Here is a 25,721-nt window from a genome sequence, read left to right as displayed (position 1 = left end):
ATGAGTAATCGGACGAGCACGTAGCGTAGTTGAGATGTGACGCTCAATACCAACCTCCGCCCCGAGGGGTCCCCTTCAAGGGGCAATGCCTCACACTGGTGTCCCGTGAGCTCTTCCCCCATTCCCACCCGTGTTGTGCTGCTTGCGGGTCCCTCAGGTTCCGGAAAGTCCTCCCTCGCCGCCCGCACCGGCCTGCCGGTGCTGCGCCTGGACGACTTCTACAAAGAGGGCGACGACCCGACGTTGCCGCTGGTCGAGGGCAGTACGGACATCGACTGGGACTCGCCGCTGTCGTGGGACGCGGACGCGGCGGTGGCGGCGATCGTGGAGCTGTGCGGTACGGGACGTACGACGGTCCCCGTGTACGACATCGCGACGAGCTCCCGCATCGACCGGGAGGCGCTCGACATCGACCGCACGCCGCTGTTCGTGGCGGAGGGCATTTTCGCGGCGGACATCGTCGGGCGGTGCCAGGACTTGGGCGTACTGGCGGACGCGCTGTGCCTGCGCGGCCGCCCGTCGACGACGTTCCGCCGCCGGCTGGCGCGGGATCTGCGCGAGGGCCGCAAGTCGGTGGGTTTCCTGCTGCGGCGGGGCTGGCGCCTGATGCGCGCGGAACGCGGCATCGTGGCGCGCCAGACGGAGTTGGGCGCGCACCCGTGCGGCAAGGCGGAGGCGCTGGGCCGCCTCGCGGCGGCCGCGGCGGGCCGCCGGACGCCTGCGGCGCGGACGTTGGCGTAGCGGCCCGGGGGCTCTTCCCCACCCACCCGCCCATGAAAAGTGGGGGTACGGCGTACCCCCACGCCCCCGGCGGCAGGCGGCAGCTTCGCGCCGCGGCCTGCCTGTCGGTGACGGCGACCGTGGGGCCTGGCGGCACCACACCATCGGCGGAAGGCGACAACTCCGCGCCGCGGCACACCCGAGAGTGAAGGTGACGCCAGCTCTGGCGCCCCGGACCCGGTCCCGCCGCGGCCTGCCTGCGGCCGAAAAGACCAACCCTGCGCGGGACGCGACGTACACGGCGGTGTGCAGCAGGCTGGTGAACGTCGGCGGCGACGGGCCGGGGGCACCACACCCCAGCGGACTACGGCCGCTCCGCGCGGCGGCACACCTGCGGGTGACTGAGACGAGCAAGTCTGACGACCCCACGCTCCCGCGGCACACGGCCCATTCCCGCCGCGGCCTGCCTGCGGCCGAAAAGACCAACCCTGCGCGGGACGCGACGTACACGGCGGTGTGCAGCAGGCTGGTGAACGTCGGCGGCGACGGGCCGGGGGCACCACACCCCAGCGGACTACGGCCGCTCCGCGCGGCGGCACACCTGCGGGTGACTGAGACGAGCAAGTCTGACGACCCCACGCTCCCGCGGCACACGGCCCATTCCCGCCGCGGCCTGCCTGCGGCCGAAAAGACCAACCCTGCGCGGGACGCGACGTACACGGCGGTGTGCAGCAGGCTGATGAACGTCGGCGGCGAGGGGGCCCGGCGGCACCACACCGTCGAGGGCTCTACACGCGGCCGCTCGTGCCGCCGACTGCCAGGTCACCACAAACAGAGAAAAGCGGGGCCGGACAAGACCCCCCGGCCTGTCCGGTCCCGCTCTGTTTCCCCCGTTGACCCAGGTCGGTCCCCCGTGACCCCCGTGGATCCCCCGATCCCGCCGTCTCCCCCGAAACGGCGGCCCCGTTCCCCCCGTTACCTTCAGGCCACCAGCTCGCCGAAGGACTCTTCCTCGTCACGGCCGAAGCTGAGGACCTCGTCCTCACGCAGCCGGCGGAGCGACCGCCAGATGCTCGACTTCACCGTGCCGACACTTATGTCCAGGATCTCCGCGATCTCCGGGTCCGTGCGGCCCTCGTAGTAACGGAGGACCAGCATCGTCCGCTGGAGTTCGGGAAGCCTGGCCAGCGCCTGCCAGAGCACCGCGCGCAGTTCCGTACCCCGCATCGCGTCGGTGTCGCTCGCCGTCTCCGGCAGCTCCTCCGTCGGGTACTCGTTGAGCTTGCGCCGGCGCCAGGCGCTGATGTGCAGATTGGTCATGGTGCGGCGCAGATAACCCCCGACCGCCGCCTTGTCGCTGATCCTGTCCCAGGCCCGGTATGTCGAGAAGAGGGCGCTCTGCAGCAGATCCTCCGCCTCGAACCGGTCACCGGTCAGGTGGTACGCGGTCGCGTACAGGGAGGCGCGGCGTTCCTGTACGTAGGCGGTGAACTCCGCCTCCGACAGGTTCGTCCGCTCCCCCGCCTCCCGGTACGCCTCCCCGCCACCCCCCACAGGTGCGTCAACCACCGTCATGTACGACGGCTTGTGCTGACGCCCGACGCTGCGAACGCACCCCCGCCCGTTCACCGCGCCGGACTTCTCCGTGCTCCGCACGACGTCGTGGAGACGCGTGACAACTGCGCTTGAGGTGGTGCTGTGCAGTGCGTTCATCTCGCGCCCCCCGTCGAGTGGAGTCTGTTTCCGTCCGTGTGCCAAGAAGCTTGCCCAGGCAGTTTCATGGCGGTGTCCGCCGACTGTCACAGGCGCGTCACAAGCCCCGCCGGGACGGTCCCGGAGGCAGTCGGAAGGCGGTCGGAAATCGTTAGCAAAAGGGCTTGCACGGCCTGCCACAAGGGGAGGAGTCGTGTGAGAGCCCACCAACTGTCGAACTCCGGCTCCCCCATGGGTCAGAATGACCTCCGTGCCCTTCCTGTTGCTGATCGAGGACGACGACGCCATCCGCACGGCCCTCGAACTTTCCCTGTCACGCCAGGGCCACCGAGTGGCCACCGCGGCGACGGGAGAGGACGGCCTGAAGCTGCTGCGCGAGCAGCGGCCGGACCTGATCGTGCTGGATGTGATGCTGCCCGGCATCGACGGTTTCGAGGTGTGCCGACGGATCAGGCGCACCGACCAGCTGCCGATCATCCTGCTGACCGCACGCAGCGACGACATCGATGTGGTCGTGGGTCTTGAGTCGGGCGCGGACGACTATGTCGTGAAGCCCGTCCAGGGCCGTGTGCTGGACGCCCGTATCCGCGCGGTGCTGCGGCGCGGTGAGCGCGAGTCCACCGACTCGGCGACCTTCGGCTCGCTGGTGATCGACCGCTCCGCGATGACGGTCACCAAGAACGGCGAGGATCTTCAGCTCACGCCGACCGAGCTGCGGCTGCTGCTCGAGCTCAGCCGACGGCCCGGACAGGCCCTGTCGCGGCAGCAGCTGCTGCGGCTGGTCTGGGAGCACGACTACCTCGGTGACTCGCGGCTGGTGGACGCGTGTGTGCAGCGGCTGCGGGCGAAGGTCGAGGACGTGCCGTCCTCGCCGACCCTGATCCGTACGGTGCGTGGCGTGGGCTACCGGCTGGATGTCCCACAGTGAGCTGTGTGCGCGCCGCGACCCCCACGAACGGAACACCTAGGTGACCAGTGCCGCCAAGCGCGCGATGCTCGCCGGACTCCGCTGGACGAGCCTGAGGCTCCGCCTTGTCGTGGTCTTCGCGCTGGTCGCGCTGACCGCCGCCGTGTCCGCCTCGGGCATCGCGTACTGGCTCAACCGCGAAGCCGTGCTGACCCGTACCCAGGACGCGGCGCTCGGCGACTTCCGGCAGGAGATGCAGAACCGGGCGGCGGCGCTGCCGCTGCGTCCGACGCAGAACGAACTGCAGAAGACAGCCGAGCAGATGGCGGGCGGCGGTGACGGCTACAGCGTGCTGCTCATCGGCGAGCGCGCCAAGGGCAAGCCGATCGTCGGTACGTCCGACCCGGACAGCTTCACGCTCGACGACGTACCGGCGAGGCTGCAGGAAGCGGTGGCCCAGCGGCAGGACGTCGGGGCCGGCAACTCCGTCCCGTACCACCTGTACTGGCAGCGCACCGAGCGTCGCGGCAAGCCCTATCTCGTCGGCGGCACCAGGATCATCGGCGGCGGGCCGACCGGCTATGTCTTCAAGTCGCTGGACCAGGAGCGTCAGGACCTCAACTCGCTCGCCTGGTCGCTGGCGATCGCCACCGCGCTCGCCCTCGTCGGCTCGGCGCTGCTCGCGCAGGCCGCCGCCACGACCGTGCTCAAGCCCGTGCACCGGCTGGGTGAGGCCGCGCGGCGGCTCGGCGAGGGCAAGCTCGACACCCGGCTGCGGGTCTCGGGCACGGACGAACTGGCCGAGCTGGCAAGGACGTTCAACAAGACCGCGGAGTCGCTGGAGAAGAAGGTCGCGGACATGAGCGCACGGGAGGAGTCCAGCCGTCGCTTCGTCGCCGACATGTCGCACGAGCTGCGCACCCCGCTGACCGCGCTCACCGCCGTCACCGAGGTGCTCGAGGACGAGGCCGACAGCCTCGACCCGATGATCGCGCCCGCCGTGAACCTGGTGGTGAGCGAGACCCGGCGGCTGGGCGATCTGGTGGAGAACCTGATGGAGGTGACCCGCTTCGACGCGGGCACGGCCAGGCTCGTACTGGACACGGTGGACGTCGCCGACCAGGTCACCGCGTGCATCGACGCGCGAGCCTGGCTTGATGCGGTGGATCTGGACGCGGAGCGCGGGATCATCGCGCTGCTCGATCCGCGCCGGCTCGATGTGATCCTGGCCAATCTGATCGGCAACGCGCTCAAGCACGGCGGCTCGCCGGTACGGGTGTCGGTGCGGCCGATCGACCACGAGCTGTTGATCGAGGTACGGGACCACGGGCCCGGTATCCCCGAGGACGTACTGCCGCATGTCTTCGACCGCTTCTACAAGGCGAGCGCCTCCCGGCCGCGCTCCGAGGGCAGCGGGCTGGGGTTGTCGATCGCGATGGAGAACGCCCATATCCACGGCGGCGACATCACCGCGGCCAACTCCGCGGACGGGGACGGTGCGGTGTTCGTACTGCGGCTGCCGCGCGACGCCTCGTCGCTGAGGGACGGCGACGGTCACGGCGGCACGGACCCGGACGCCGTCACGGACCCGGACGCCGTCGAAGACGTGGACCGGGGCCGCACCGACGGCCGCGGAGAGGAAGGCACGCAGTGACGCCCAAGAGGTGCACCAGGCGGGCGGCAGCCTCACTCGCCGTACTCGCGGGCGTCGTCGTGCTCGGCGGCTGCGGGATCAGGACCACCCAGGTACCGGTCGACGCGGGGCCCGCGCCCTCGCGGGTGCCCTGCGAGGTGAGCGGGGAGAACATCACCCCCCAGGCGCAGCAGCAGGGCATCCCGGTCCGCGTCTACCTGGTCTGCGCCTCGCAGCTGGAGTCCGTGGACCGTACGGCGCAGGTCCCCGAGAAGAAGGCCGTCGACAGCCGCGTACAGGTCGCGCAGGCGCTCCTCGACGAACTCGAGAAGGAGCCCTCGTCCCCGGAGCACGAGGCCGGCTTCGCCACGTACGTACGCGGGCCGCTGGCCCTGACAGGTGCGCGCGAGGGCGATCCCGAGGGCACCCTGCGCCTGAGCCGCCAGCCGGAGGATCTGCCGATGCCGGCGCTGGCCCAGATCGTCTGCACCTTCGCGGAGAGCAGGGCCGCCGCCACGGGCGGTTCGGTGCTGCTGGGCGGGCCCGGGGAGTACGCGCCCCGGGCGTACCAGTGCTCCGCCGGGATCAAGGAGCGGCCGGACGAGGCCGTGCCGACGCTCAGCGCGCTCCCGTCATCCTCCGGCGCTCCCTGAGCCTCGTCCGGATCCGGTTCCGGAGCGGGGTTCCTGAGCGGGTTCCGGAGCCACTCCCGCTTCCTCTTTGGAAGCTCGCGGAACCGATCCCGGGGAAGCGTGCGTCTTGGGGGGCGTGCAGCGTCAAGGTCCGGCCGGCAGTGCCGCCATCCGCTTCCGCGCGGCGGGGGTCATCCTCCTCCTCGCGCATCTGCTGCTCGTTTCCTGGCTGACGCTGCGCCCGCTGGATGTGGTGTGGGTGACGGCCGCGAATCTCGAGCCGCTCGCCGGGATCAAGGCGGATCTGGCGATGGGCGCTGTGGAAGCCGCGCGCCGGATCGGCGAAGGCCTTCTGCTGCTGGCCCCGCTCGGCATACTGCTGCCGATGGCGGGCGGCCGGCTCACCGTCTCTCCGCTGGCATCGCTGGCCCGTACGGTCGCGGCCGGCGCGCTGCTGTCGCTCGGCATCGAACTGCTCCAGACCGGGGTGCCCGGACAGGTCGTCGATGTGGACTCCCTGCTACTGAACACGGCCGGGGTCGCGCTGGCCCACCTGGTCTTCGTGCCCGCGGGCCGCGCCCGGATCCGCCGCAGGCAGGGCCGGCCGGCCGCCGGCTCCACCCGGCAGCGGCACGGTGCCATGCTGCGGGACGAGGCGTCTCAGGGGCCGACCCCGACGATTCCAAGGGTCGGGATCGCACCGTAGAGCGACGCTTCGACCCCCTTCGCGAAGCCACGATGGATGCATCGGGAGCACAACAGAGATGCTCCCCGAAGGTTCTCGCGAAGGAGCCCACCATGGCCGCACTTGTCCGCCCCCGAGACGGACGCATGATCGGTGGAGTGTGCACGGCGCTGGCACGGCGCTTCGGCACCTCCGCGACCACGATGCGTGTGATCTTCCTGCTCTCATGTCTGCTGCCCGGCCCGCAGTTCCTGCTCTACCTGGCGCTGTGGGTGCTGCTGCCGTCCGAGAAGACCGCCAGCACGGCCTGGTAGTACGCCAGCACGGCCTGGTAGTACGGCGGCACCGCCCGGTCGTACGGCGGCACCGCCCGGTCGTACGCAGTCAGCCGGCAAGCACCTGGACGACCTTCGCCAGCTGTTTGTCGGCGACCTCCTGAGGGACGCGCGGCGGTGTGCGTCGCGCGAGGTCCAGCGCCATGAAACGCGCCACGGTCGCTCCCTTGCGGACCACGACCAGATGGATCGGGGCCACGGCGCCCTCGTTGGTCCCGACGGTGGTCCAGCTGACGATCTCGTCGGCGCCGCGAGTGGTGAAGGCCGCGGCCTTCACCTCGCGGTAGGCGCCGCTGCGGCCCTCGAGGGTCGCGCCGAAGCCCCCGGCGCACGCCGCCACCGCCGACTTGAGTCCGGCCATCAGCTTTCCGGCGTCGGCCTCGCTGTACGAACTGAGCGAGGCGGACACCGCGAGCCCGAGATTCTTGAGGGAGCCAAGGCCGCGGTTGACGGTGTGGGTGGCCTGCGGGCTCGGTCTGTCGCCCATGGCGTCGGCGAGCGGCTGGCACTGCGGCTTGTCGGCGGCGGGCTGGCCGGAGGGCGCGAGCGCACTCTTTCCGGAGGACACCTGGAACCCGTCCAGATCGCCGGTGGCCAGTGCGGCCCGCTCCAGCTGCTGCCGGTTGAGCGGCGCGGACGCATCGCTGCCGCCGCCTCCACCACCGCCTTTGCCCGTATCGGCACCCGTGGACGCAGGCGTGTCCCTGTCCTTGGCGGGGCCCCCGTCCTCGCCACTCGTGCAGGCCGTGGCCAGCAGGAGCACGGGGACGGTGACAAGGGCGGTCAGTCCTGCGGTCTTCACGCGCATGGCCGCGATCCTGGCACAGGCGAAGTGGGCGTACACCCGATTCGGGTGTACGCCCACTCTTGTGTACGGAGCCGGTGTACGTCAGCCGATGCCGGGCAGACCGCCACTGGTCGGCAGGCCGCCGCCGGTCGGCAGACCTCCGACGAGCGGGAGGCCGCCCAGCAGCTTGGCGACCGGGTCGTCGGCCTTGTCGGCGGTCAGCAGCTTCTTCGCCGACTTCGCGGACTTCTGGGCGGTGGTGGGCAGCGTGGTCGTGCCGTTCGCGAGCGCGGTCCGGCCGGCGGCCAGCGACTCGGGGGCGCCCGCCGGAAGCTTGGTGAGCGCGTCCTGGACCGGCAGGACGCCGGTGACGGAGTCGGGGACGGAAGCGGGGGCGGCGACGGCCGTGCCGGCGGCGGCAGCGGCGAAGGCAGCGCCGACGACGGCGACACCAAGAGTCTTGGCAGCAGACTGCTTCATCAGGGATGAGTCCTTGGGACGGGGATTCTGAGCGACTCTGCAAGCTAGCCACGCTCACCCAAGGGCGCAAATGCCACGAAGCGGCCGGAAATTGACATTCCCGGCCGCTTCGACATAGGTGTCTCGATCAGCTCTCACCGACGGAAGAAGGGCTGGTCGTGGCGGTCTGCCGGAACAGCCATTCGGATTTCAACTCGGCATATCCGGGCTTGATCACATCGCTGATCATCGCCAGTCGTTCATCGAAAGGAATGAACGCCGACTTCATCGCATTGACGGTGAACCACTGCATGTCGTCGAGGGTGTATCCGAAGGTCTCGGTCAGCAGCTCGAATTCGCGGCTCATGCTCGTACCGCTCATCAGGCGGTTGTCGGTGTTGACCGTGGCCCTGAAGTGCAGCCTGCGCAGCAGGCCGATGGGGTGTTCGGCGTACGAAGCGGCCGCGCCGGTCTGCAGGTTGGACGTCGGGCACAGCTCCAGTGGGATGCGCTTGTCCCGTACGTACGCGGCGAGCCGCCCGAGCTTCACACTGCCGTCATCGGCGACCGTGATGTCGTCGATGATCCGCACACCGTGCCCGAGCCGGTCGGCGCCGCACCACTGGAGCGCCTGCCAGATCGACGGCAGCCCGAAGGCTTCGCCCGCGTGAATCGTGAAGTGGTTGTTCTCCCTCTTCAGATACTCGAAGGCGTCGAGGTGGCGGGTGGGCGGGAAGCCCGCCTCGGCGCCGGCGATGTCGAAGCCGACGACGCCCATATCGCGGTAGCGATTGGCCAGTTCGGCGATCTCCAGGGCGCGGGCGGCGTGCCGCATCGCGGTGAGCATGGCGCCGACACGGATACGGTGGCCGCTCTCGCGGGCCAGCCGTTCCCCCTCCCGGAAGCCCGCGTTGACCGCCTCGACGACTTCTTCGAGGCTCAGGCCGGCTTCGAGGTGCTGCTCGGGGGCATACCTGACCTCGGCGTAGACGACTCCGTCCTCGGCGAGGTCCTCGGCGCACTCGGCGGCGACACGGAAGAGCGCCTCGCGGGTCTGCATGACGGCGCAGGTGTGCGCGAAGGTCTCCAGATAGCGCTCCAGCGAGCCGGAGTCGGCCGCCTCGTGGAACCAGATGCCGAGCTTGTCGGGCTCGGTCTCGGGAAGCGCGTCATAGCCCGTCTCGCGGGCGAGTTCGATGATCGTGCCCGGTCGCAGCCCGCCGTCGAGGTGGTCGTGGAGGAGCACCTTCGGAGCGCGGCGGATCTGGTCCGCGGAGGGCGTATTGAGGGTCTGGCTCGTCATCTCCGCACTCTACGCCCTACGCGCGTAGAGAGCGCCCCTCAACTTCGCCCGTCGATACATAACAGTGACCGTGCGGACGGGTGGAGTACACCTGCCCTTCTGAGACTGTTCTGCCATGGCACACCACGCACTGCCCCCGTGGTGGGGGCGTCCGGCCGATGACGCCGGAGAAGCGGACACCCGCCGCGAGGCAACCGTGGCACGGGCAGCGCGAGGGAGCCGTACCCCGCCGCGCGCCCGCCTCGGCCGCGCGAGCGGCGGACGCATCCTGGGGCAGGACTCCGCGGTCGGCGGGGTGGTGCTGCTGCTGCCGGACGGCGAACCGGAATCGGAACGCAGACCCTCCCGGCTCTCGTACGCGGCGGCCCTGCCGCTGGGCCGCACGCTGGCCCGGGCGGGCCGCGCGGACGGGCTGGTCGTGCACAGGGTCCGCTACCGCTGCCGCGGCTGGAACGGCCCGGACGCGCATCTCGCGGCGGACGCGACATGGGCGGTGAACGAGGTGGTACGCCGCTACGGCGACGTCCCGGTGTGCCTCACCGGCCACGGCATGGGCGGCCGCGCCGCCCTGCACGCGGCGGGCCACCCGGCCGTCAACTCCGTGCTGGCGCTGGCCCCTTGGCTGCCGGAGGACGATGTGGCGGCGGCACCGGAACCGGTGAAGCAGCTGGCGGGCAAGCAGGTGCTGATCGTGCACGGCACGAATGACGCGCGCACGGACCCGGAGCTCTCGTACCGGCTTGCCGAGCGGGCGAAGAAGTCCAACCGCGACATATGCCGCTTCGAGGTCCACTCGGACGGCCACGCGCTGCGCCAGCACTACGAGGAAGTCCGGGCGCTGGCGGCGGACTTCGTGCTGGGCGCGCTCTTCACCAGGAGGTACGCCCGCCCGGTGGCGGACGCGCTGGCGGCGCCACCGCCGCTGGGCCTGCGCATGCCCCTGGCGGCGGGCTTCGGCCGCTCGCTGCGACCGTGAGCCCGGGGGTCAGGGGAAGCTGAGCGCCACGATCACCGCGAAGGCTTCCAGCAGGGCCTGCACGGCGAAGGCGGCCGTACGCAGCTGGTGGGCCCGTCGCATACGTGCGGGAATGGCCATGGTCACCACAAAGGCCAGGACCACGCCGATCAGCGTCCACGAGAAGGTGCCCGCGGGCCAGGGGGAGCAGCCGTCACCGCCGTAGGTCAGGCACCTCGATCCGTGCTCGGTGGACAGGGCGAGAATTCCGGCCATGAGCACGGCCGGGATCAGCAGGACGGCGGAGTTCAGGGACCATCTGCGAATGTCGGGGGGTGTGGCCCTGGTGGGCAGCGCAGCGGGTGGGGGCGGAGTCGGGTTCATGGCCTTGATCCAACCTCTGGCTGCCGCGCTGCCGTATCCGGGCCGGCACTCAGGAAGTACGGCCCCGCGTACTTAGTAGTGCTTGACCGTCTGACCGTCCGGGACCTGGTAGCAGCCGGACACCACTGTCACGACCAGCGCCGGCGGATTGTCCTTCCGGATGGCGCCCTTCTCCCAGAACTCGACGTTGACCCCGAACTTCTTCTCGGTGTGGTCCGCGGTCAGCTCCAGGCTCTTGGCCGCGCTGTTGTTCCTGCCGTACTGGACGATCTTCCAGCCCTGTGCGGGGAGACCGTCCTTGAGTCGGGTCATGGCCTTCGAGACCTCCGCGTCGGTGGATCCCGAAATGCTCCACGAGTGACGGATCAGATACTGCTTCTCTGGGTCTCCGCCGCACTCACCGACGCCCGGACCCGTGCCGTCAACCTTTCCCTTGATGGCGATAAGGTCGAGGATCTGGCTGGACAATTGCTTGGTCTTGGCGTCCACCTCGTCTTGGGCGCGTGTGCCGACGACCTTCGTCGTCCCGTTGGATTCGGACATGCTGCATCCCGTGAGTGTGAAGAGAGTCGCGGCCGCCGCGAGAACGCCGATCTGAAGCCTGTTCACCGCTGTGGACCTCGCCATACCGATTCAGGTTCGAGCTGCTGCACCGCACCGTAGTTTCCGGTGACAACGGCTGCCTGGTTCATCAGGCTCTGACTATCTTTTTTCCAGTAGTCACTGTGGCCCTCAGTGTCCGTGGACATCTGGTTGGCTCCAAATATATTGTCGCTCGGAATGATGAAGTGGGGGCCGCCTTCCTGGCTGCCGCCGTGCCCCCAACTGCCGAGGGACGGAACAGGGTCGCCCTTGGCATCCTCGTTCCAGACGTGGCCCTTTGGTACGTCCATCTCCTGCGCCGAGCCCACCTGGACACCCGGGCTGCCGGCGAAGATCACGTCGTCGGCGCTCAGGTCTCCCTGGCGGGCGGCCGCCCCGACGAGTGTCGTGCCGTAGGAGTGGCCGATGACCGTGGTGTGGCTCTTGTCGGGTCCGCCCTGTGCGGTCTCCAGGCCGTCCATGAACCGGTTGTAGGCAGGTGCTCCGTCGTCCGCATAGTGACGGAAAGGCGAGTCTTTCACGATGGACTGCGGGGCGTCGTACCCGAGCCACGTGATGGTGGAGACATTCCCCGAGCCCTCCATACCGTCGGAGGTGCGCCACAGCTGGGTCATGCGGTTGATGTCCCCTTCGATCGAGCCGAGGTTCGAGGTGGTGCCCGGGGCGTACACGGCGGTGTGGTCCGCGGTGTCCGGGTTGCCGTTGGCGACGATCGCCCGTCCGGTTCCCTCCGCGGAGAATCCCAACAGGTAGGCTTCCGGAAGGCCGTTCGTTCCGGTGGAGTCGAACCGCTGCTGGATCGACTTCATTCCCTCGAGGGAATTATCCAGGCGCTCAATTTTCTCTCCGTATTTATCGTTCCACTCTTTCCATTCTTCGCTACGCACTGTCCTGCCATGGCCGGGGTGCTTCGCGTATTTCGGCGGCTCCGGGGGAATCGCATTGAGTTCGACTTGGTACGTCGCGCGGGTTTCCGCAAACACCATGCGGTTGGCGTCGTCGCGGACGGTGGCGGGGAGGCCGTCGAGGGCGCCGATGGAGGCCGGGTAGAGGGTGGTGTACTCGTCCCGCTGCTCCTGGGACAGGCCCTTCCACCACCCGGCGTTATGCGCCGGGGACTTGCCCTTGGGGATCTCCGATTCCTCGCGGTACTTGGAAGCCTTCCGGAGGTTCTTGGTGTCCTGGGCGGCATCGATGAACATCGCGTCCGTGATGTCGAGGCCCTTGACGCCGTCCGGGATCTTGAGTTTGCGCAGGATGCCGGCGTACCGGCCGTCGATCTCTTTGGCTTCCCGGAGTGCGGTGGCGATGTTCTCGGCGATCTGCTCGGCCAGGGCCTTGTTGGCGTCGCTGCCGCCTTCTGCCTTGCCGGGGAGAAGGGGGACGGGGGCTCCGGGGCTGGCTGTCCCGCTGCCGGAGGCAGGCACCTTGAGGAAGGACGGGGAGACGGGGTATTCGACGGAGCCGTCGGGGTTCACCGTGAACGTCTTGGGGGCCTCTGCCAGCGCATCCTTGAGCCTCTTCTGCGGGCCGGCGAGTTCGGAGGCGAGTCCGTTGAGGGCGGTGCGGATGAGTCCGCACTCGGTGTGGATGTACTGGTAGTTGCGGCTGAGCTGGGCCAGGTCACCGATGGCTGCGGTGGCGGTGTGGCCCTTCTGGGTCTCGCGGAGCTTGGCGAGCATCTCGTTGTCGACGCGGTCCTTGGCCGCGTTGGCGCGGCTGGAGACCGTGCCCCAGCCGTCCGCCGCGTCCTCGTACTCCTTGGTATTGAGCTTCTCCAGCTCCTGCCAGGTGGTCACTTCGGACCCCCGGTCCTGCCCTCGAAGGTCCGCTTGATCCTGACCTCTTGCTCGCCGAACTCCTTGCCCGCGCTCTTGAGGGAGCCCTCGAGCCGCCCGCACTCGTCGCGGACGGCGGTGAGACGCACCTTCCAGGAGCCGAGGACCTCACTCATCGCCTTGGTGCTGTCCAACCCCGCGGTGCTCTTCGCCTCGACCTTGGCAGCCGTCTCCAGTTCGGTCAGCGCGGAGGCCGAGGACGTGTGCAGCGCATCGGCGACACCCGACGCCCGGGTCCAGGGCCCCTGGCTGGCCTTATGGTCCGGGCCACCCCTGCCGCCGTCTCCCGGCGCGTTCGCGGACGCCAGACTCATCCTTGCCCCGGAGCTGTCCGCGTCGAACAGCTCCTGCCATCTGGCGCTGAGCGCCATGAAGTGCCCCCCGTGGTCGTTTTATTACTCCCGGGGAACTTAGCAACAGGAGAGTCTCCGCCGGACGGAAGAGGCCGGAGATGAGTACCAGTACCTAGAAGAATGAGTATGCAAGCGTCGGGCCGGTCATGGTTCCCGGAGTTCGCACCAGATGGTTTTGGTGTGGGGGCCTTGGGTGATGCCCCAGCGGATGGCGAGGGCGGCCAAGAGGGCGAGACCGCGGCCGGACTCGTCGTCCTCTGTCGCGTGGCGCAGGACTGGCCAGGCGCGGGGGTCGGGGTCGGTGACCTCCAGACGGGTACGGCCGTCGGGGGTGCGGGCCAGGTGGACGGTGACGGGGGCGCCCTCGCCGAGGTGGGTGATGACGTTGCTCAGCAACTCGCCGGCGCAGAGCTGAAGGTCGGCGCAGGGACGGCCCAGATGCTCGCGCAGGGTGTGACGCAGGATCGGGACCGCCTTGGGGACCGCGAGCAGGCGGGTGGTGAACGGCCTCACCGGGTAGTCGCCGCCCTGCGCAGGGCCTCGGTGAGCAGCCGGGCAGTGGCCATATTGCAGTTGCCGAGCGCGATCAGCGGCGGAGTGCCGTAATGGGCGGCGAGGCTGGACAACTCGATCCCGAGGGACGGCAGCGTGACGCCGTGTGCGGCGAGCGCGGTGCGGAGTTGGTCGACGGTGGTGGCGGCGTCGTGGGGGTGAGGGTTCACGGAGGGACCTTTCACGTACGGGCTGTGATGAACTGACCACACAGTGGTGCGAAGCCGCGTAACGTAAAAGGGATTTGGGGTTCACGGCACGGACTGTGGAAGGCGGGCGCCCATGGCCGCGCGGAAGGACATCGACGGCTCGGCGAGCGTTCCCGCCTTCTACGGCAAGGAGTTGCGCTGGAAGCGAGAGGAAGCGGGGCTCACGCTTCAGCAGACCGTTGACGGCAGCTTCTACGGCGTGACGTACTTGAGCGAGATCGAGCGCGGCGCGCGGCGGATGCCCGTGGACCTGGCGCGGCACATCGACCAGGCGCTGAAGACGGACGGGTTCTTCGGGCGGCGCTGCGAGGATGTACGGAAGGCCAAGCGCAGGGGCCACGCCGGGTACTTCGAGCGCGTCCTCGACGCGGAGCAGCACGCGGAAAACATCGAAGAGTGGTGTCCCGCGGTCGTCCCCGGCTTGTTGCAGACTCCTGCGTATGCGCGAAGGCTGGTGCGTGTGGCCCACCCCCTGGCGCTCGGCGACGAGGTGGACGAGAAGGTCAACGCCCGCATGACGCGAGCCCGGCTCTTCGAGGCCGACCACAAGAAGCCCGAATACTGGGCGATCCTGCACCAGTCGATCCTGCAACACCCCCTCCTCCCGCCGGAGGAGATGGCCGTACAGCTTGACCGCATCTTGGAGCTGGCACGGCGTCACCGGATCATTCCACAGCTTCTGCCGTGGAACCGCGGGGTGTATCCGCTCATGCTCGGCGGAGCCAAGGTCATGACCTTCCCGGACGCCCCGCCGCTCGTCTACACCGAGTCCTCTTACAGCGGAGACACCATCGACGATCCGGCCCTCGTGAAGCAATACCGCAAGGCATACGATCGGCTCAGGGCCGCCGCACTGCCGCCTGAGGCGTCCCTCGCCATGATCGAGGATGCGGCAGAGGATTACCGAAATGGCAAGCAACCGGATTGACTTGAGCACTGCTGTCTGGCGTAAGAGCACCTACAGCAACGGTGACGGCGGGGACTGCGTCGAGATCGCCGAGGGCTTCCTCGGAGCTGCCCGCTGGCGCAAGAGCAGTTACAGCAACGGCAGCGGCGGGGAGTGCGTCGAGGTCCGCGACGGCCTCCCCGGTCTCGTCCCCGTACGCGACTCCAAGAACCCCCACGGCCCCGCCCTCCTCATCCCCGCCCCCGCCTGGGTCCCCTTCGTCACCGCCCTCAAGGTGGGCCGGCTCGGAAACTGACCCCTCACTCCGGCAGCAAGCGCCCCCGCCTGGACAGCAGGAACTTCTTGAACTCCGCCACCGGCGCCGTGTCCGGGTGGCCGTCCAGCCAGGCGACGCCGATCTCCCGAACCGCGCGCGGTGCCGTCACCGTCAGTTCCACGACGCCCGGGCGCGCCACCGCCGGGGGTGGCAGCAGAGCCACGCCCAGTCCCGCCGCGACCAGGCCGCGCAGGGTTTCCGCCTCCTCGCCCTCGAAGGCGACCCGCGGTGTGAAGCCCGCCTCCGCGCACAGGTCGTCCGTGATGCGCCGCAGGCCGTAGCCGGGTTCAAGGGTCACGAACGTCTCGTCGGCCGCCTCGGCCAGCCTGATGCGTTTGCGGGACGCGAGGCGGTGGTCGTCGGGGACCACGAGCCGCAGGCGCTGCTCGTCCAGGCGGCGGGCGACCAAGTCAGGAGCGTCCGGGACCGGCGAGGTCAGGCACAGGTCGAGGGCCCCCGCGCGCAGGCCCTCGATCATCGCCTCGCCGTAGTTCTGGACGAGCGTGAAGCGGATCCGCGGATGGTCGGCGCGGAAGGCCCTGATCAGCCCCGGCACCGTCTCGGAGCCCATCGTGTGCAGAAAGCCGAACGCAACCCTGCCCCCGCTCGGATCCGCGTCCGCCTGCACCGACTCCGCCGCCCGTTCCACCTCCGCCAGGGCCCGCTCCACGGAGGCGAGGAAGGTACGGCCGGCCGGGGTCAGCGACACCGTACGGCCCTTGCGGGTGAACAAGGTGACCCCCAGGTCCTGTTCAAGGCGCACGATCGCCCGCGACAGCGTGGACTGCGGGACACCCATCTCCTGCGCGGCTCGCGTCACATGCTCGTGGCGGGCGACCCCGGCGAAGTACGCGAGCCGCGGAGCGAGCAGCAGCGCTGTGTCCTTTGCGTATTCTTCGTAACTGCCTGGTGACAGCCGAGGCTGTGAGCTGTGTTGATGCACCATGGGAACGATTATCGCCATTCCATGCATTGGACGCATGAAAAGTGGCGGCCTACTTTTGCTGCATGCCTCCTGCCAGTACCAAGGCGCCCACCACCGTGGGCGCCGCCTCGCCGTCCCCTTCGCCCTCCCCCGCGCTCCTCGCCCCCGGCGGTCCCGGCTACCGCCGCATGAGCTTCGCGCTCTTCGCCGCCGGTGTGGCCACCTTCGCCCTCCTCTACTCCACGCAGGCGCTGCTGCCCGCCGTCTCCGCCGGCTTCGGCGTGAGCGCGAGCGCCGCCAGCTGGACGGTCTCCGCCGCGACGGGCGCGCTGGCCCTGTGCGTCCTGCCGATGAGCGCCCTCTCCGAGCGCTACGGGCGGCGCACCGTGATGACCGCGTCCCTCGCGGTCGCCGTCGTGGTCGGGCTGCTCGTGCCGTTCGCGCCGAGCCTGGAGTGGCTGGTGGCGCTGCGCGCCGTGCAGGGTGCGGCGCTCGCCGGTCTGCCGGCGTCGGCGATGGCGTATCTCGCCGAGGAGGTACGGCCCAAGGCGCTGGTCGCCGCGATCGGCCTGTTCGTGGCGGGCAACAGCATCGGCGGTATGAGCGGCCGGATCGTCACCGGTTGGGTGGCACAGCTGTGGGGCTGGCGTGCGGCGCTCGCCGCGGTCGGCGTGCTGGCGTTGGTGTGCGCGCTGGTCTTCCGCGCCATGCTCCCCAAGGCCCGTAATTTCACGCCCGGTTCGCTCAACCCGCGCGCCCTGGCGAAGACGGTCCGCGGCCATCTGGCCGACCCGCTGCTGCTGCGGCTGTACGCGATCGGCGCACTGTTCATGACCGTCTTCGGCGCGGTCTACACGGTGATCGGCTACCGCCTGGTCGAGGCGCCCTTCAACCTCCCCCAGGGCATCATCGGTTCGATCTTCCTGGTCTATCTGGTCGGTACGGTCTCCTCCGCCGCGGCCGGAAAGCTCGTCGCCCGGCTCGGCCGCCGTGGCGCGCTCTACCTGGCGGTCACCACCACCACCGCGGGCCTGCTGCTCTCGCTGGCGGACTCGCTGCCCGCCGTGCTGCTCGGCCTGGTCCTGATCACCGCGGGTTTCTTCGCGGGCCACGCGGTCGCCTCGTCCTCGGTGAGCCGTACGGCGAAGACGGGCCGCGCTCAGGCATCGGCGCTCTACCAGTCCGCGTACTACCTGGGCAGCAGCGCGGGCGGCACGCTCGGCGCGGTCGCCTTCCACTCCGGCGGCTGGGCGGGCACGGTGCTGCTGGGGCTGCTCGCGGTCCTCGGCGTCGTATCGATCACGCTGTACGGGACCCGGGTGGCGCGGGCCGAGCACCGGCTGGTGCTCGGTGCGGCCCAGCGCTGAAATAAACACAGAAATCCGCACAACTCCAACTCCCCGGCGTGCGTCCAACGGGCAGGCATATCGCAACTGCGTGGTGCACGGAGGGGAGTTGGTGGCTGTGAGGGGCATGACGAGAGGTACACACCGCAGACGAGCAGGCGTCGTGCTCGGTCTGACCGGACTGGTGGTTCCGCTGACCGTGGCACTGGGCAGCGCGCCCGCACAGGCGGCGTCGTGCACGACGTCCACGGGCCCGTACCAGAAGCAGGTGGAGAAGTTCCTGGGCCGCCCTGTGGACGGCAAGCAGTCGGCGGCCGACTGCCGGGCGATCCGGACCTTCCAGGGCTGGCACGGCATCAAGCCGACCATCGGGTACGCGGGCGAGATCACCTGGCGCACCATGAACACGATCCTCCAGCAGCGGGCGGCCGGAAAGACCCCGAACAAGGCGGGCAAGTGCCCGACCACCAAGGGCCGTATCGCGTGCGTGGACCTCACTCGCCAGCTCACCTGGATCCAGGACGGCAAGAAGCTGAAGTACGGCCCGGTGCCGGTGCGCACGGGCAAGAACGGCACCGAGACCCGTACCGGCTCGAAGAAGATCTATCAGCGGAGCATCAACCACTGGTCGACGCTCTACCACGTATGGATGCCGTACTCGCAGTTCTTCGACGGCGGACAGGCCTTCCACTCCACGACGAAGTCGATGTACAACCCGCCCGGCTCCGGGGGCTGCGTCAACATGCGCCCCGCGGATGCGAAGGCATACTGGAATCTTCTGAAGAACGGCGACGACGTGTACGTCTACGGGCGCAAGCCCGGAACCTGACCTCCATTGTCAGTGCCCTCCTGTAGGTTCCGAAGAGCTGGGGCCAATGGGCGACAGGGGTGGAGCCGATGAGTGATCTGGCAACGACACAGGACCTGGATTCCAGGCTGGAGCAGCACCGCAGGGAGCTGACCGGCTACTGCTACCGCATGCTGGGCTCCGCTTTCGAGGCGGAGGACGCGGTACAGGACACGATGGTCCGCGCCTGGCGGAGCTTCGAGAAGTTCGAAGGGCGGTCCTCGCTGCGCTCATGGCTCTACCGCATCGCGACGAACGTCTGCCTCGACATGCTGAATGCGGGCAACCGCCGGGCCCGGCCGATGGACCTCACGTCTGCTACGCCCGTGGCCCAGGCGCAGCTCAACGCCCGTCCGGAGATCACCTGGCTGGAGCCGGTGCCGGACGGGCGGGTGCTGCCGTCCGTCGCGGACCCTGCCGAGACCGCGGTGGAGCGGGAGAGCATCCGGCTCGCGTTCGTCGCCGCGCTGCAGCATCTGCCGCCCAAGCAGCGAGCGGTGCTGATCCTGCGCGAGGTGCTGGCGTGGAAGGCGAGCGAGGTGGCCGAGCTGTTGAGTACGACGGTGGCCTCCGTCAACAGCGCGCTGCAGCGGGCGCGGGCGACGCTCGCCGAATCGGAGCCGGCAGTGGCGGACGCGGCAGACCCGCTCGACGAAGAGCAGAAGAAGCTCCTCGACCGCTATGTCGCGGCCTTCGAGGGGTACGACATGAAGGCGCTCACGGCGCTGCTCCACGAGGACGCGACCATGTCCATGCCGCCCTACGACCTGTGGCTGCGCGGCCACGACGACATAGTGGGCTGGATGCTCGGCGTCGGCGAGGTCTGCCGGGGCTCGAAGCTGGTCCCCACCGTGGCCAACGGCTCTCCGGCGTTCGCGCACTACCACCCGAGCCGGACGGGCGACGGGTACGAGCCGTGGGCCCTGATCGTCCTGGAGGTCAGGGACGGCATGGTCGGCGGGATGGACTTCTTCCTGGACACCAAGCGCTGGTTTCCGCTCTTCGAGCTGCCGGACCGGCTGGAGGCGTAACCGTCACGGGAGCGCGGGGGCCGAGCGCGAGATCTAGACGACCTCGCCGAGCCCCACCAGATCGAGCAGGGCCCGCAGCTCCGGCCCGGTATCGCGCAGCCGTATCCGACCGCCGAGCCGACGGGCGGTGAGCTGCAGCCGGGCCACAGCATCGACGGCGGCCAGATTGGGATGGGTGAGCCCGCCGACGTCACAGATCACCTCTGTGACCTCGACGGCGACGTCGGCGCACCTGAGCCGCGCGCTCAACTCCGCGCACAGGCGCGGCACATCGGCCGGGGACACTCTCCCTGCGATGCGCAGGATGATCGGCTGTGTGGCATCCACACGGGGGAGACTGCCCCGGCGTCCAGAACTCATCGTGGTACCCGGTCGTCGGCCCATGGCCCATGTCCCCGTCCCGTCGCAGTGGCGGATATGCCCTGCTCTGTGGACCGCTCGGCGGGCCGATTCTCATCGGCCCGCCGAGCGAGTGGGGTCAGGCGATGCGGTCGAGCACGATCGGATTCTGGGTGAACTCCGTGTTCGACGGGGCGATGTCGAACGCGCCCTCCAGGGGCTTCAGGGCGTACTCGAACTTCTCCGGGGTGTCCGTGTGCAGGGTCAGCAGTCGCTGGCCCGCGGTCACCGGCTCGCCGGGCTTGGCGTGGATCTCGATGCCCGCGCCCGCCTGGACCGGGTCCTCCTTGCGGGCCCGGCCCGCGCCGAGGCGCCAGGCGGCGACGCCGACGTCGTACGCGTCGAGGCGGGTGAGGACGCCCGACGACGGGGCGGTGATCACGTGCTGCTCGCGGGCTACCGGGAGCTCGGCGTCCGGGTCACCACCCTGCGCGGCGATCATGCGGCGCCAGACGTCCATCGCGGAGCCGTCGGCGAGTGCCTTCGCGGGGTCGGCGTCCTTGATACCGGCAGCGACGAGCATCTCCTGGGCGAGGGCCACGGTGAGGTCGATGACGTCCTGCGGGCCGCCGCCCGCGAGGACCTCGACGGACTCGCGGACCTCGAGGGCATTGCCCGCGGTGAGGCCGAGCGGGGTCGACATGTCGGTGAGGAGCGCAACGGTCCTGACGCCGCTGTCGGTGCCCAGCGCGACCATGGTGGAGGCCAGTTCGCGGGCGTCCTCGATGGTCTTCATAAAGGCGCCGGTGCCCACCTTGACGTCGAGGACCAGCGAGCCGGTGCCCTCGGCGATCTTCTTGGACATGATCGAGGAGGCGATGAGCGGAATGGCCTCGACTGTGCCGGTGACATCCCGCAGGGCGTACAGCTTCTTGTCCGCGGGGGCCAGGCCGTCGCCCGCGGCACAGATCACCGCGCCGGTCGTGTCGAGGACGTGCAGCATCTCCTCGTTGGAGAGCAGCGCCCGCCAGCCGGGGATGGACTCGAGCTTGTCGAGCGTGCCGCCGGTGTGGCCGAGACCGCGGCCGCTCAGCTGCGGGACGGCCGCGCCGCATGCGGCGACCAGCGGCGCGAGCGGCAGCGTGATCTTGTCGCCGACGCCGCCCGTGGAGTGCTTGTCGGCGGTGGGCCGGGACAGCGCGTCGAAGTTCATCCGCTCGCCGGAGGCGATCATCGCGGCCGTCCAGCGGGTGATCTCCGCACGGTTCATGCCGTTCAGCAGGATGGCCATCGCCAGCGCCGACATCTGCTCGTCGGCGACCTCACCGCGCGTGTAGGCGTCGATGACCCAGTCGATCTGCTCGGGGCTCAGCTCGCCTCGGTCCCGCTTGGTGCGGATGACGGAGATGGCGTCCATGGGATTCCTTCCGGCAAATGAAGTGCGTACGCGCGACTCTACGCGCATAGAGGGGTGGAGAGAGGGATACGAAAGAGGAGCGGCCCTCCCGGCGGGCGGGAGGGCCGCGGTGTCAGCGCAGATGCCCCGGCCCGAAGGCCTGCGGCAGCATCTCGGACAGCGGGAGAACCCCTTCCGGGGTCTCCAGAAGCAGCTCGGGGCCGCCGAATTCGTACAGCAGCTGACGGCACCGGCCGCACGGCACCAGGCTCTCGCCCCGGCCGTCCACGCAGGTGAAGTGGGTCAGCCGGCCGCCGCCCGTCGCCTGGAGCTGGGAGACCAGACCGCACTCGGCGCACAGGCTGAGCCCGTACGAGGCGTTCTCGACGTTGCAGCCGACGACCGTGCGGCCGTCGTCGACGAGCGCGGCCACGCCGACCGGGAAGCCCGAGTAGGGGGCGTACGCGTGCGACATGGCCTCACGCGCCCGCTCGCGCAGAGCGTCCCAGTCGACAGCCGCCGTCACGTGCCTTCGCCCTTCCGGTACGGCATGCCATCAGCCTTGGGCATCCGGAGCCGCTGTGCGGAGAGTGCCAGGACCAGCAGCGTGGTGATGTACGGAGCAGCGTCCACGAACTGGCTCGGCACCTCCTTGGTCAGCAGGTACCAGGCGAACAGCAGGGCCGAGGCGGCCGCCGAGATCACCGCGGGCACGTACTTCTTCTTGTACAGCTGCCAGATGACGACCAGCACCAGCAGGATCGCCAGCAGCAGCAGCATCGCGTGGACGTTCTCGGCACCGCCTCGCAGCTTGAGGCTGTCGGTGAAGCCGAAGAGACCGGCACCCAGCGCCATGCCGCCCGGCATCCAGTTACCGAAGATCATCGCGGCGAGACCGATATAGCCTCGGCCGCCGGTCTGGCCCTCCTGGTAGATGCCGGTGGACACGATCGCCAGGAACGCGCCCGCGAGGCCGGCCAGACCGCCGGAGACGGCGACGGCGATGTACTTGTACTTGTAGACGTTGACGCCGAGCGACTCGGCGGCGACCGGGTTCTCACCGCAGGAGCGCAGCCGCAGACCGAAGGCGGTGTGCCACAGGATCCAGGTGGTGGCCGGGATCAGCAGCAGCGCGACGACGGTCAGCAGCGACAGGTTGGTCACCAGGCCGCCGATTACACCGGCGAGGTCCGAGATGAAGAACCAGTGTTTGCCCTGCAGATCCTTCATCCAGTCCGACAGCCCTGGAATCGTGATCGAGGTGATCGGATCGATCCGCGGGGACTGCTTGGAGGAGCCGCCCGGGGCCTCGGCGAAAGTGAAGTTGGACAGATAGCGGGTGACGCCGACGGCCAGGATGTTGATGGCCACACCGGAGACGATGTGGTTCACACCGAAGGTGACGGTGATGATCGCGTGCAGCAGACCGCCGAGCGCGCCGCCGAGGATGCCGACCGCGACACCCGTCCACGGACCCCACTGGTAGCCGGCCCAGGCGCCGAACCAGGTGCCGAGGATCATCATGCCCTCGAGACCGATGTTGACCACGCCCGAACGCTCGGCCCAGAGGCCGCCGAGGCCGGCGAGACCGATCGGGATGGCGAGCTGAAGCGCGCCGGAGACCTGGCCGACGGAGGTGAGGTCCTCGGCACCGCTGAGGATGCGTACCAGGGAGACCAGGCCGAGCGCACCCGCGATGATCAGCAGGACGACCGGGGTGGACAGTTTGCGGCGGGCGCTCTTCTTGGGTGCCGCGCTCACTGCGGAGACCGTGCTGGTGCTCATTACGCCGCCACCTCCTCACGGTTCTTGCGGGCTGCCGCGGCGAGCTCGTCGCCCACCTTCTGCTGCTGGCGGCGGAGCCCGTAGCGGCGGACGAGTTCGTAGCTGACGACGACCGCGATCACGATCAGGCCCTGCATGATCGTGGCGATCTCGCTCTCATAGCCGTGCTGGTCGAGCGTCGCGGACGCCTTGTCCAGGAAGGCGATGAGCAGCGCGCTGAAGAAGATGCCGATCGGGTTGTTGCGGCCGAGCAGGGCGATGGTGATGCCCGTGAAGCCGATTCCGGTCGGGAAGCTGAGGCTGTACGTGTGGGTGTCGCCCAGCAGTGTTGCCATACCGGCCAGACCCGCGACGGCACCCGAGATCAGCATCGCGGTCAGGATCATCTTCTTGGCGTCGACACCGGAGGCCGCGGCGGCGCTCTCACTGGCGCCGGTGGCGCGCAGATCGAAACCGAAGCGGGTGCGGTTGAGGACGATCCAATAGACGATGCCGAGCGCGAAGGCGACGAACGTGAAGCCGTAGATCTCTCCGCCGTCACCCATGGTCAGGCCGGGGAACCAGCCGGACTCCGGGATGTCGCCGGTCGTCAGGTCGTTGGAGCCTTCCGGCTGGACACCGAGGTTGGCCGGCAGGATCAGCCAGGCGATCAGGCTGGTGGCAATGGCGTTGAGCATGATCGTGGAGACGACCTCGCTCACTCCGCGGGTGGTCTTGAGGATGCCCGCGATACCGGCCCAGAAGGCGCCGGTCAGCATCGCGACGAGCACGATCAGCGCGATCTGCAGCGGGCCCGCCAGGTCGACGCGCGCGCCGACCAGTGCGGCCGCCATCGCGGCGAGCCGGTACTGGCCGTCGACACCGATGTTGAAGAGGTTCATCCGGAAGCCGACGGCGACGGCGAGGGCCGCCAGGTAGTACGTACCGGCCTGGTTGATGATCAGGACCTGTACGTCGACGTAACTGGCATTCTCGATCATCAGGCTGTACGGCTCGAACGGGTTGCGGCCCGAGGCGAGCAGCACCACGGAGGTGAGCGCGACGGCGACGGCCAGCGCGAGCACCGGGCCGGCGAGGGCCAGGATCACCCGGTCCTTGTCGAATTTCTTCATCGGGCCTCGTCCTCTTCGCCCGCGGCGGAGCCGCTGTCAGTTGCTTCGAGATGGCCGGTGGCCGCGCCGGTCATGGCGGAACCCAGCTCCTCCGGAGTGATGGTGGCAGGGTCGGCGTCCGCGACCAGCCGGCCGCGGTACATGACCCGCAGGGTGTCGGAGAGCCCGATCAGCTCGTCCAGGTCCGCGGAGATCAGCAGCACCGCCAGGCCCTCGTGACGGGCCTCCCGGATCTGGTCCCAGATCTGCGCCTGCGCGCCGACGTCCACACCACGGGTGGGATGGGCGGCGATCAGCAGCTTGGGCTTGTGGCTCATCTCGCGGCCGACGATCAGCTTCTGCTGGTTGCCGCCGGAGAGCGAGGCCGCGGTGACCTCGATGCCGGGGGTACGGACGTCGTACTCGCGCACGATCCGCTCGGTGTCGCGGCGGGCTGCCTTGATGTCGAGGAGGCCCCTCCTGCTGTTGGGCCTCTCGGTGACATGGCCGAGGATGCGGTTCTCCCAGAGGGACGACTCCAGCAGCAGGGCGTGGCGGTGCCGGTCCTCGGGGATGTAGCCGATGCCGTCCTCGCGGCGCTTGCGCGTCGGGGCGTGCGAGATGTCCTCGGCGTCGAGCGTGATCACGCCGCCGTCGGGGTCGCGCATGCCGATCAGCGCCTCGATGAGCTCGGTCTGGCCGTTGCCCTCGACACCGGCGATGCCCAGGACCTCACCCTTGTGAATGGTGAGGTTGATGCCGGCGAGGACCTCGCGGACGACGCCGTCGGGGTCGGTGGCGGTCAGCTGCAGGTCCGAGACCTGGAGCATCGGCACATCGGTGACCGTCGACTCACGGGTCTCGGGCGAGGGCAGTTCGCTGCCGACCATCAGCTCGGCGAGCTGCTTGGTGGTGGTGTTCGCCGGGTCGGCGGTACCCACGGTCGTACCGCGGCGGATGACGGTGATGTCGTCGGCGACCGACAGCACCTCGCCCAGCTTGTGCGAGATGAAGATGACGGTCAGGCCCTCGGCCTTGAGCTCGCGCAGGTTGTCGAAGAGCGCGTCGACCTCCTGAGGGACGAGCACGGCGGTCGGCTCGTCGAGGATCAGGATGCGGGCACCGCGGTAGAGGACCTTGAGGATCTCCACACGCTGGCGGTCGGCGACACCAAGGGTCTCGACCAGGGCGTCGGGGCGCACGTTCAGCCCGTACGCGTCCGAGATCTCCCGGATCTTGTTACGGGCCTTGTTGCCGATGCCGTACAGATTCTCGCCGCCGAGAACGACGTTCTCCAGGACGGTGAAGTTGTCGGCGAGCATGAAGTGCTGGTGCACCATGCCGATGCCGCGGGCGATGGCGTCGGCCGGGGTGCTGAAGCTGACCTGGTCGCCGTCGATGGTGATGGTGCCCTCGTCCGGCTTCTGCATGCCGTAGAGGATCTTCATCAAGGTCGACTTACCGGCACCGTTCTCGCCGACGAGGGCATGCACGGTGCCCTTGCGGATGGTGATGTCGATGTCGTGGTTGGCGACGACGCCGGGAAAGCGCTTGGTGATGCCGTGCAGTTCTACGGCGGCGGGCGGGCTTGACGCGTTGATGACGCACTCTCCTTGGCGGAAAGGAGCGGGAAGCAGAAGGGCAGGAGCAGGAGGCAGGGCGGGGGCGAA

At 69.2% G+C, this 25,721-nt stretch carries 29 protein-coding genes; 12 read left to right on the top strand and 17 right to left on the bottom strand.

Translation table 11 applies throughout. The annotated features are described in order from the left end of the window. Window positions 1-36 precede the first annotated feature (36 nt). Window positions 37-741, top strand: a complete 705-nt coding sequence (locus ACFYXH_RS02250) for a uridine kinase (protein ID WP_389559850.1) — start codon at window positions 37-39, stop codon at window positions 739-741. 960 nt (window positions 742-1,701) lie between these two features. On the opposite strand, the gene ACFYXH_RS02245 is transcribed toward ACFYXH_RS02250, so the two are convergent. Beyond that, window positions 1,702-2,433: a SigE family RNA polymerase sigma factor gene (locus tag ACFYXH_RS02245; protein WP_362678773.1), complete on the bottom strand. Its 732-nt coding sequence runs from the start codon at window positions 2,431-2,433 to the stop codon at window positions 1,702-1,704. A 250-nt stretch (window positions 2,434-2,683) separates the two neighbouring features. On the opposite strand from ACFYXH_RS02245, the gene afsQ1 reads away from it, so the two are divergent. The 5 genes from afsQ1 (at window position 2,684) to ACFYXH_RS02220 (ending at window position 6,604) form a co-directional block, all read left to right on the top strand. Next, window positions 2,684-3,361 (top strand): two-component system response regulator AfsQ1, encoded by a 678-nt coding sequence (gene afsQ1 / locus ACFYXH_RS02240; protein WP_175257369.1) that lies wholly within the window; start codon window positions 2,684-2,686, stop codon window positions 3,359-3,361. A 40-nt stretch (window positions 3,362-3,401) separates the two neighbouring features. Continuing rightward, complete coding sequence (locus ACFYXH_RS02235) at window positions 3,402-4,994, top strand: ATP-binding protein (RefSeq protein WP_389559848.1); 1,593 nt, start codon at window positions 3,402-3,404, stop codon at window positions 4,992-4,994. Continuing rightward, on the top strand, window positions 4,991-5,626 hold the full coding sequence (locus ACFYXH_RS02230) for a hypothetical protein (RefSeq protein ID WP_389559846.1): 636 nt from the start codon (window positions 4,991-4,993) through the stop codon (window positions 5,624-5,626). Before ACFYXH_RS02235 ends, ACFYXH_RS02230 begins: the two co-directional genes overlap by 4 nt. Before the next feature lie 115 nt (window positions 5,627-5,741). Next, complete coding sequence (locus tag ACFYXH_RS02225; RefSeq protein ID WP_389559844.1) at window positions 5,742-6,311, top strand: VanZ family protein; 570 nt, start codon at window positions 5,742-5,744, stop codon at window positions 6,309-6,311. A 92-nt stretch (window positions 6,312-6,403) separates the two neighbouring features. After that, on the top strand, window positions 6,404-6,604 hold the full coding sequence (locus ACFYXH_RS02220) for a PspC domain-containing protein (RefSeq protein WP_362678761.1): 201 nt from the start codon (window positions 6,404-6,406) through the stop codon (window positions 6,602-6,604). Between the two features lie 70 nt (window positions 6,605-6,674). Here ACFYXH_RS02220 and ACFYXH_RS02215 read toward each other — a convergent pair whose 3' ends face one another. The 3 genes from ACFYXH_RS02215 to ACFYXH_RS02205 all read right to left on the bottom strand — a co-directional run bounded on the left by ACFYXH_RS02215 (window position 6,675) and on the right by ACFYXH_RS02205 (window position 9,174). Further along, entirely contained in the window at window positions 6,675-7,433 is a 759-nt protein-coding gene (locus tag ACFYXH_RS02215; protein ID WP_389559842.1) for a hypothetical protein, read from the bottom strand. A gap of 81 nt (window positions 7,434-7,514) precedes the next feature. Next, a complete protein-coding gene (locus ACFYXH_RS02210) occupies window positions 7,515-7,892 on the bottom strand; it encodes an ATP-binding protein (protein WP_389559841.1) in 378 nt (125 codons plus the stop codon). Window positions 7,893-8,019: 127 nt separating this feature from the next. After that, complete coding sequence (locus ACFYXH_RS02205; RefSeq protein ID WP_385303824.1) at window positions 8,020-9,174, bottom strand: adenosine deaminase; 1,155 nt, start codon at window positions 9,172-9,174, stop codon at window positions 8,020-8,022. A gap of 295 nt (window positions 9,175-9,469) precedes the next feature. Between ACFYXH_RS02205 and ACFYXH_RS02200 the strand changes: the two genes are divergently transcribed. Then, a complete protein-coding gene (locus ACFYXH_RS02200) occupies window positions 9,470-10,150 on the top strand; it encodes an alpha/beta hydrolase (protein WP_389560629.1) in 681 nt (226 codons plus the stop codon). Between the two features lie 9 nt (window positions 10,151-10,159). On the opposite strand, the gene ACFYXH_RS02195 is transcribed toward ACFYXH_RS02200, so the two are convergent. The 6 genes from ACFYXH_RS02195 to ACFYXH_RS02170 form a co-directional block, all read right to left on the bottom strand. Continuing rightward, window positions 10,160-10,513, bottom strand: coding sequence for a hypothetical protein (locus ACFYXH_RS02195; RefSeq protein WP_389559839.1), 354 nt, complete (start codon window positions 10,511-10,513; stop codon window positions 10,160-10,162). Window positions 10,514-10,585: 72 nt separating this feature from the next. Further along, complete coding sequence (locus ACFYXH_RS02190) at window positions 10,586-11,056, bottom strand: hypothetical protein (protein WP_389559838.1); 471 nt, start codon at window positions 11,054-11,056, stop codon at window positions 10,586-10,588. 62 nt (window positions 11,057-11,118) lie between these two features. Further along, window positions 11,119-12,915 carry an alpha/beta hydrolase gene (locus ACFYXH_RS02185; RefSeq protein WP_389559837.1) on the bottom strand — a complete coding sequence of 599 codons (1,797 nt, stop codon included), beginning with the start codon at window positions 12,913-12,915 and terminating at the stop codon, window positions 11,119-11,121. Then, window positions 12,912-13,325: a hypothetical protein gene (locus tag ACFYXH_RS02180; protein WP_389559836.1), complete on the bottom strand. Its 414-nt coding sequence runs from the start codon at window positions 13,323-13,325 to the stop codon at window positions 12,912-12,914. Before ACFYXH_RS02180 ends, ACFYXH_RS02185 begins: the two co-directional genes overlap by 4 nt. A gap of 126 nt (window positions 13,326-13,451) precedes the next feature. Continuing rightward, window positions 13,452-13,820 carry an ATP-binding protein gene (locus ACFYXH_RS02175; protein WP_389559834.1) on the bottom strand — a complete coding sequence of 123 codons (369 nt, stop codon included), beginning with the start codon at window positions 13,818-13,820 and terminating at the stop codon, window positions 13,452-13,454. Then, the gene (locus ACFYXH_RS02170; RefSeq protein ID WP_389559832.1) at window positions 13,817-14,029 is read right to left on the bottom strand and encodes a hypothetical protein; all 213 of its coding nucleotides are present in this window, start codon (window positions 14,027-14,029) and stop codon (window positions 13,817-13,819) included. The genes ACFYXH_RS02175 and ACFYXH_RS02170 overlap by 4 nt, the downstream gene beginning before the upstream one ends. 112 nt (window positions 14,030-14,141) lie before the next feature. Here ACFYXH_RS02170 and ACFYXH_RS02165 point away from each other — a divergent pair, with 112 nt between their 5' ends. Together ACFYXH_RS02165 and ACFYXH_RS02160 are read left to right on the top strand one after the other, a co-directional pair. Then, window positions 14,142-14,996 (top strand): helix-turn-helix domain-containing protein, encoded by an 855-nt coding sequence (locus ACFYXH_RS02165; protein WP_389559830.1) that lies wholly within the window; start codon window positions 14,142-14,144, stop codon window positions 14,994-14,996. Further along, window positions 14,977-15,270 carry a DUF397 domain-containing protein gene (locus tag ACFYXH_RS02160; RefSeq protein ID WP_389559828.1) on the top strand — a complete coding sequence of 98 codons (294 nt, stop codon included), beginning with the start codon at window positions 14,977-14,979 and terminating at the stop codon, window positions 15,268-15,270. Before ACFYXH_RS02165 ends, ACFYXH_RS02160 begins: the two co-directional genes overlap by 20 nt. Window positions 15,271-15,274: 4 nt before the next feature. Here ACFYXH_RS02160 and ACFYXH_RS02155 read toward each other — a convergent pair whose 3' ends face one another. Further along, complete coding sequence (locus tag ACFYXH_RS02155; protein ID WP_389559826.1) at window positions 15,275-16,237, bottom strand: LysR family transcriptional regulator; 963 nt, start codon at window positions 16,235-16,237, stop codon at window positions 15,275-15,277. A gap of 62 nt (window positions 16,238-16,299) precedes the next feature. Here ACFYXH_RS02155 and ACFYXH_RS02150 point away from each other — a divergent pair, with 62 nt between their 5' ends. The 3 genes from ACFYXH_RS02150 to ACFYXH_RS02140 all read left to right on the top strand — a co-directional run bounded on the left by ACFYXH_RS02150 (window position 16,300) and on the right by ACFYXH_RS02140 (window position 19,440). Further along, the gene (locus ACFYXH_RS02150) at window positions 16,300-17,583 is read left to right on the top strand and encodes an MFS transporter (protein ID WP_389559824.1); all 1,284 of its coding nucleotides are present in this window, start codon (window positions 16,300-16,302) and stop codon (window positions 17,581-17,583) included. A gap of 106 nt (window positions 17,584-17,689) precedes the next feature. After that, complete coding sequence (locus ACFYXH_RS02145; protein ID WP_389559822.1) at window positions 17,690-18,391, top strand: L,D-transpeptidase family protein; 702 nt, start codon at window positions 17,690-17,692, stop codon at window positions 18,389-18,391. Window positions 18,392-18,459: 68 nt separating this feature from the next. Next, the gene (locus tag ACFYXH_RS02140) at window positions 18,460-19,440 is read left to right on the top strand and encodes a sigma-70 family RNA polymerase sigma factor (RefSeq protein ID WP_389559820.1); all 981 of its coding nucleotides are present in this window, start codon (window positions 18,460-18,462) and stop codon (window positions 19,438-19,440) included. Window positions 19,441-19,473: 33 nt separating this feature from the next. Here the strand turns inward: ACFYXH_RS02140 and ACFYXH_RS02135 are convergent, their stop codons facing one another. From ACFYXH_RS02135 to ACFYXH_RS02110, 6 genes are all read right to left on the bottom strand, one after another. Further along, window positions 19,474-19,767: an STAS domain-containing protein gene (locus ACFYXH_RS02135; protein WP_389559818.1), complete on the bottom strand. Its 294-nt coding sequence runs from the start codon at window positions 19,765-19,767 to the stop codon at window positions 19,474-19,476. 151 nt (window positions 19,768-19,918) lie between these two features. Continuing rightward, window positions 19,919-21,196: a thymidine phosphorylase gene (locus ACFYXH_RS02130; RefSeq protein WP_389559816.1), complete on the bottom strand. Its 1,278-nt coding sequence runs from the start codon at window positions 21,194-21,196 to the stop codon at window positions 19,919-19,921. Between the two features lie 112 nt (window positions 21,197-21,308). After that, window positions 21,309-21,701, bottom strand: coding sequence for a cytidine deaminase (locus tag ACFYXH_RS02125; protein ID WP_362678730.1), 393 nt, complete (start codon window positions 21,699-21,701; stop codon window positions 21,309-21,311). Then, entirely contained in the window at window positions 21,698-22,960 is a 1,263-nt protein-coding gene (locus tag ACFYXH_RS02120; RefSeq protein ID WP_389559814.1) for an ABC transporter permease, read from the bottom strand. Before ACFYXH_RS02120 ends, ACFYXH_RS02125 begins: the two co-directional genes overlap by 4 nt. Beyond that, window positions 22,960-24,072: an ABC transporter permease gene (locus ACFYXH_RS02115; protein WP_389559812.1), complete on the bottom strand. Its 1,113-nt coding sequence runs from the start codon at window positions 24,070-24,072 to the stop codon at window positions 22,960-22,962. Before ACFYXH_RS02115 ends, ACFYXH_RS02120 begins: the two co-directional genes overlap by 1 nt. Beyond that, entirely contained in the window at window positions 24,069-25,619 is a 1,551-nt protein-coding gene (locus ACFYXH_RS02110) for an ABC transporter ATP-binding protein (RefSeq protein WP_389560627.1), read from the bottom strand. The genes ACFYXH_RS02115 and ACFYXH_RS02110 overlap by 4 nt, the downstream gene beginning before the upstream one ends. Between the last annotated feature and the right edge of the window lie 102 nt (window positions 25,620-25,721).

Origin of the sequence: Streptomyces sp. NPDC002730, assembly GCF_042888805.1 — a bacterium.
In the GTDB taxonomy this organism is placed as follows: Bacteria; Actinomycetota; Actinomycetes; order Streptomycetales; family Streptomycetaceae; genus Streptomyces.
This window is presented reverse-complemented; position numbering and strand designations above follow the sequence as displayed.

What these genes read in the sequence shown, in the direction of transcription:
- ACFYXH_RS02145 (WP_389559822.1), top strand. Translation starts at nt 17,690, where the DNA reads ATGACGAGAGGTACACACCGCAGACGAGCAGGCGTCGTGCTCGGTCTG.
- ACFYXH_RS02195 (WP_389559839.1), bottom strand. Translation starts at nt 10,513, where the DNA reads ATGAACCCGACTCCGCCCCCACCCGCTGCGCTGCCCACCAGGGCCACA.
- ACFYXH_RS02220 (WP_362678761.1), top strand. Translation starts at nt 6,404, where the DNA reads ATGGCCGCACTTGTCCGCCCCCGAGACGGACGCATGATCGGTGGAGTG.
- ACFYXH_RS02210 (WP_389559841.1), bottom strand. Translation starts at nt 7,892, where the DNA reads ATGAAGCAGTCTGCTGCCAAGACTCTTGGTGTCGCCGTCGTCGGCGCT.
- ACFYXH_RS02130 (WP_389559816.1), bottom strand. Translation starts at nt 21,196, where the DNA reads ATGGACGCCATCTCCGTCATCCGCACCAAGCGGGACCGAGGCGAGCTG.
- ACFYXH_RS02155 (WP_389559826.1), bottom strand. Translation starts at nt 16,237, where the DNA reads ATGGTGCATCAACACAGCTCACAGCCTCGGCTGTCACCAGGCAGTTAC.
- ACFYXH_RS02115 (WP_389559812.1), bottom strand. Translation starts at nt 24,072, where the DNA reads ATGAAGAAATTCGACAAGGACCGGGTGATCCTGGCCCTCGCCGGCCCG.
- ACFYXH_RS02245 (WP_362678773.1), bottom strand. Translation starts at nt 2,433, where the DNA reads ATGAACGCACTGCACAGCACCACCTCAAGCGCAGTTGTCACGCGTCTC.
- ACFYXH_RS02120 (WP_389559814.1), bottom strand. Translation starts at nt 22,960, where the DNA reads ATGAGCACCAGCACGGTCTCCGCAGTGAGCGCGGCACCCAAGAAGAGC.
- ACFYXH_RS02215 (WP_389559842.1), bottom strand. Translation starts at nt 7,433, where the DNA reads ATGCGCGTGAAGACCGCAGGACTGACCGCCCTTGTCACCGTCCCCGTG.
- ACFYXH_RS02180 (WP_389559836.1), bottom strand. Translation starts at nt 13,325, where the DNA reads ATGGCGCTCAGCGCCAGATGGCAGGAGCTGTTCGACGCGGACAGCTCC.
- ACFYXH_RS02205 (WP_385303824.1), bottom strand. Translation starts at nt 9,174, where the DNA reads ATGACGAGCCAGACCCTCAATACGCCCTCCGCGGACCAGATCCGCCGC.
- ACFYXH_RS02140 (WP_389559820.1), top strand. Translation starts at nt 18,460, where the DNA reads ATGAGTGATCTGGCAACGACACAGGACCTGGATTCCAGGCTGGAGCAG.
- ACFYXH_RS02190 (WP_389559838.1), bottom strand. Translation starts at nt 11,056, where the DNA reads ATGTCCGAATCCAACGGGACGACGAAGGTCGTCGGCACACGCGCCCAA.
- ACFYXH_RS02150 (WP_389559824.1), top strand. Translation starts at nt 16,300, where the DNA reads ATGCCTCCTGCCAGTACCAAGGCGCCCACCACCGTGGGCGCCGCCTCG.
- ACFYXH_RS02160 (WP_389559828.1), top strand. Translation starts at nt 14,977, where the DNA reads ATGGCAAGCAACCGGATTGACTTGAGCACTGCTGTCTGGCGTAAGAGC.
- ACFYXH_RS02165 (WP_389559830.1), top strand. Translation starts at nt 14,142, where the DNA reads ATGGCCGCGCGGAAGGACATCGACGGCTCGGCGAGCGTTCCCGCCTTC.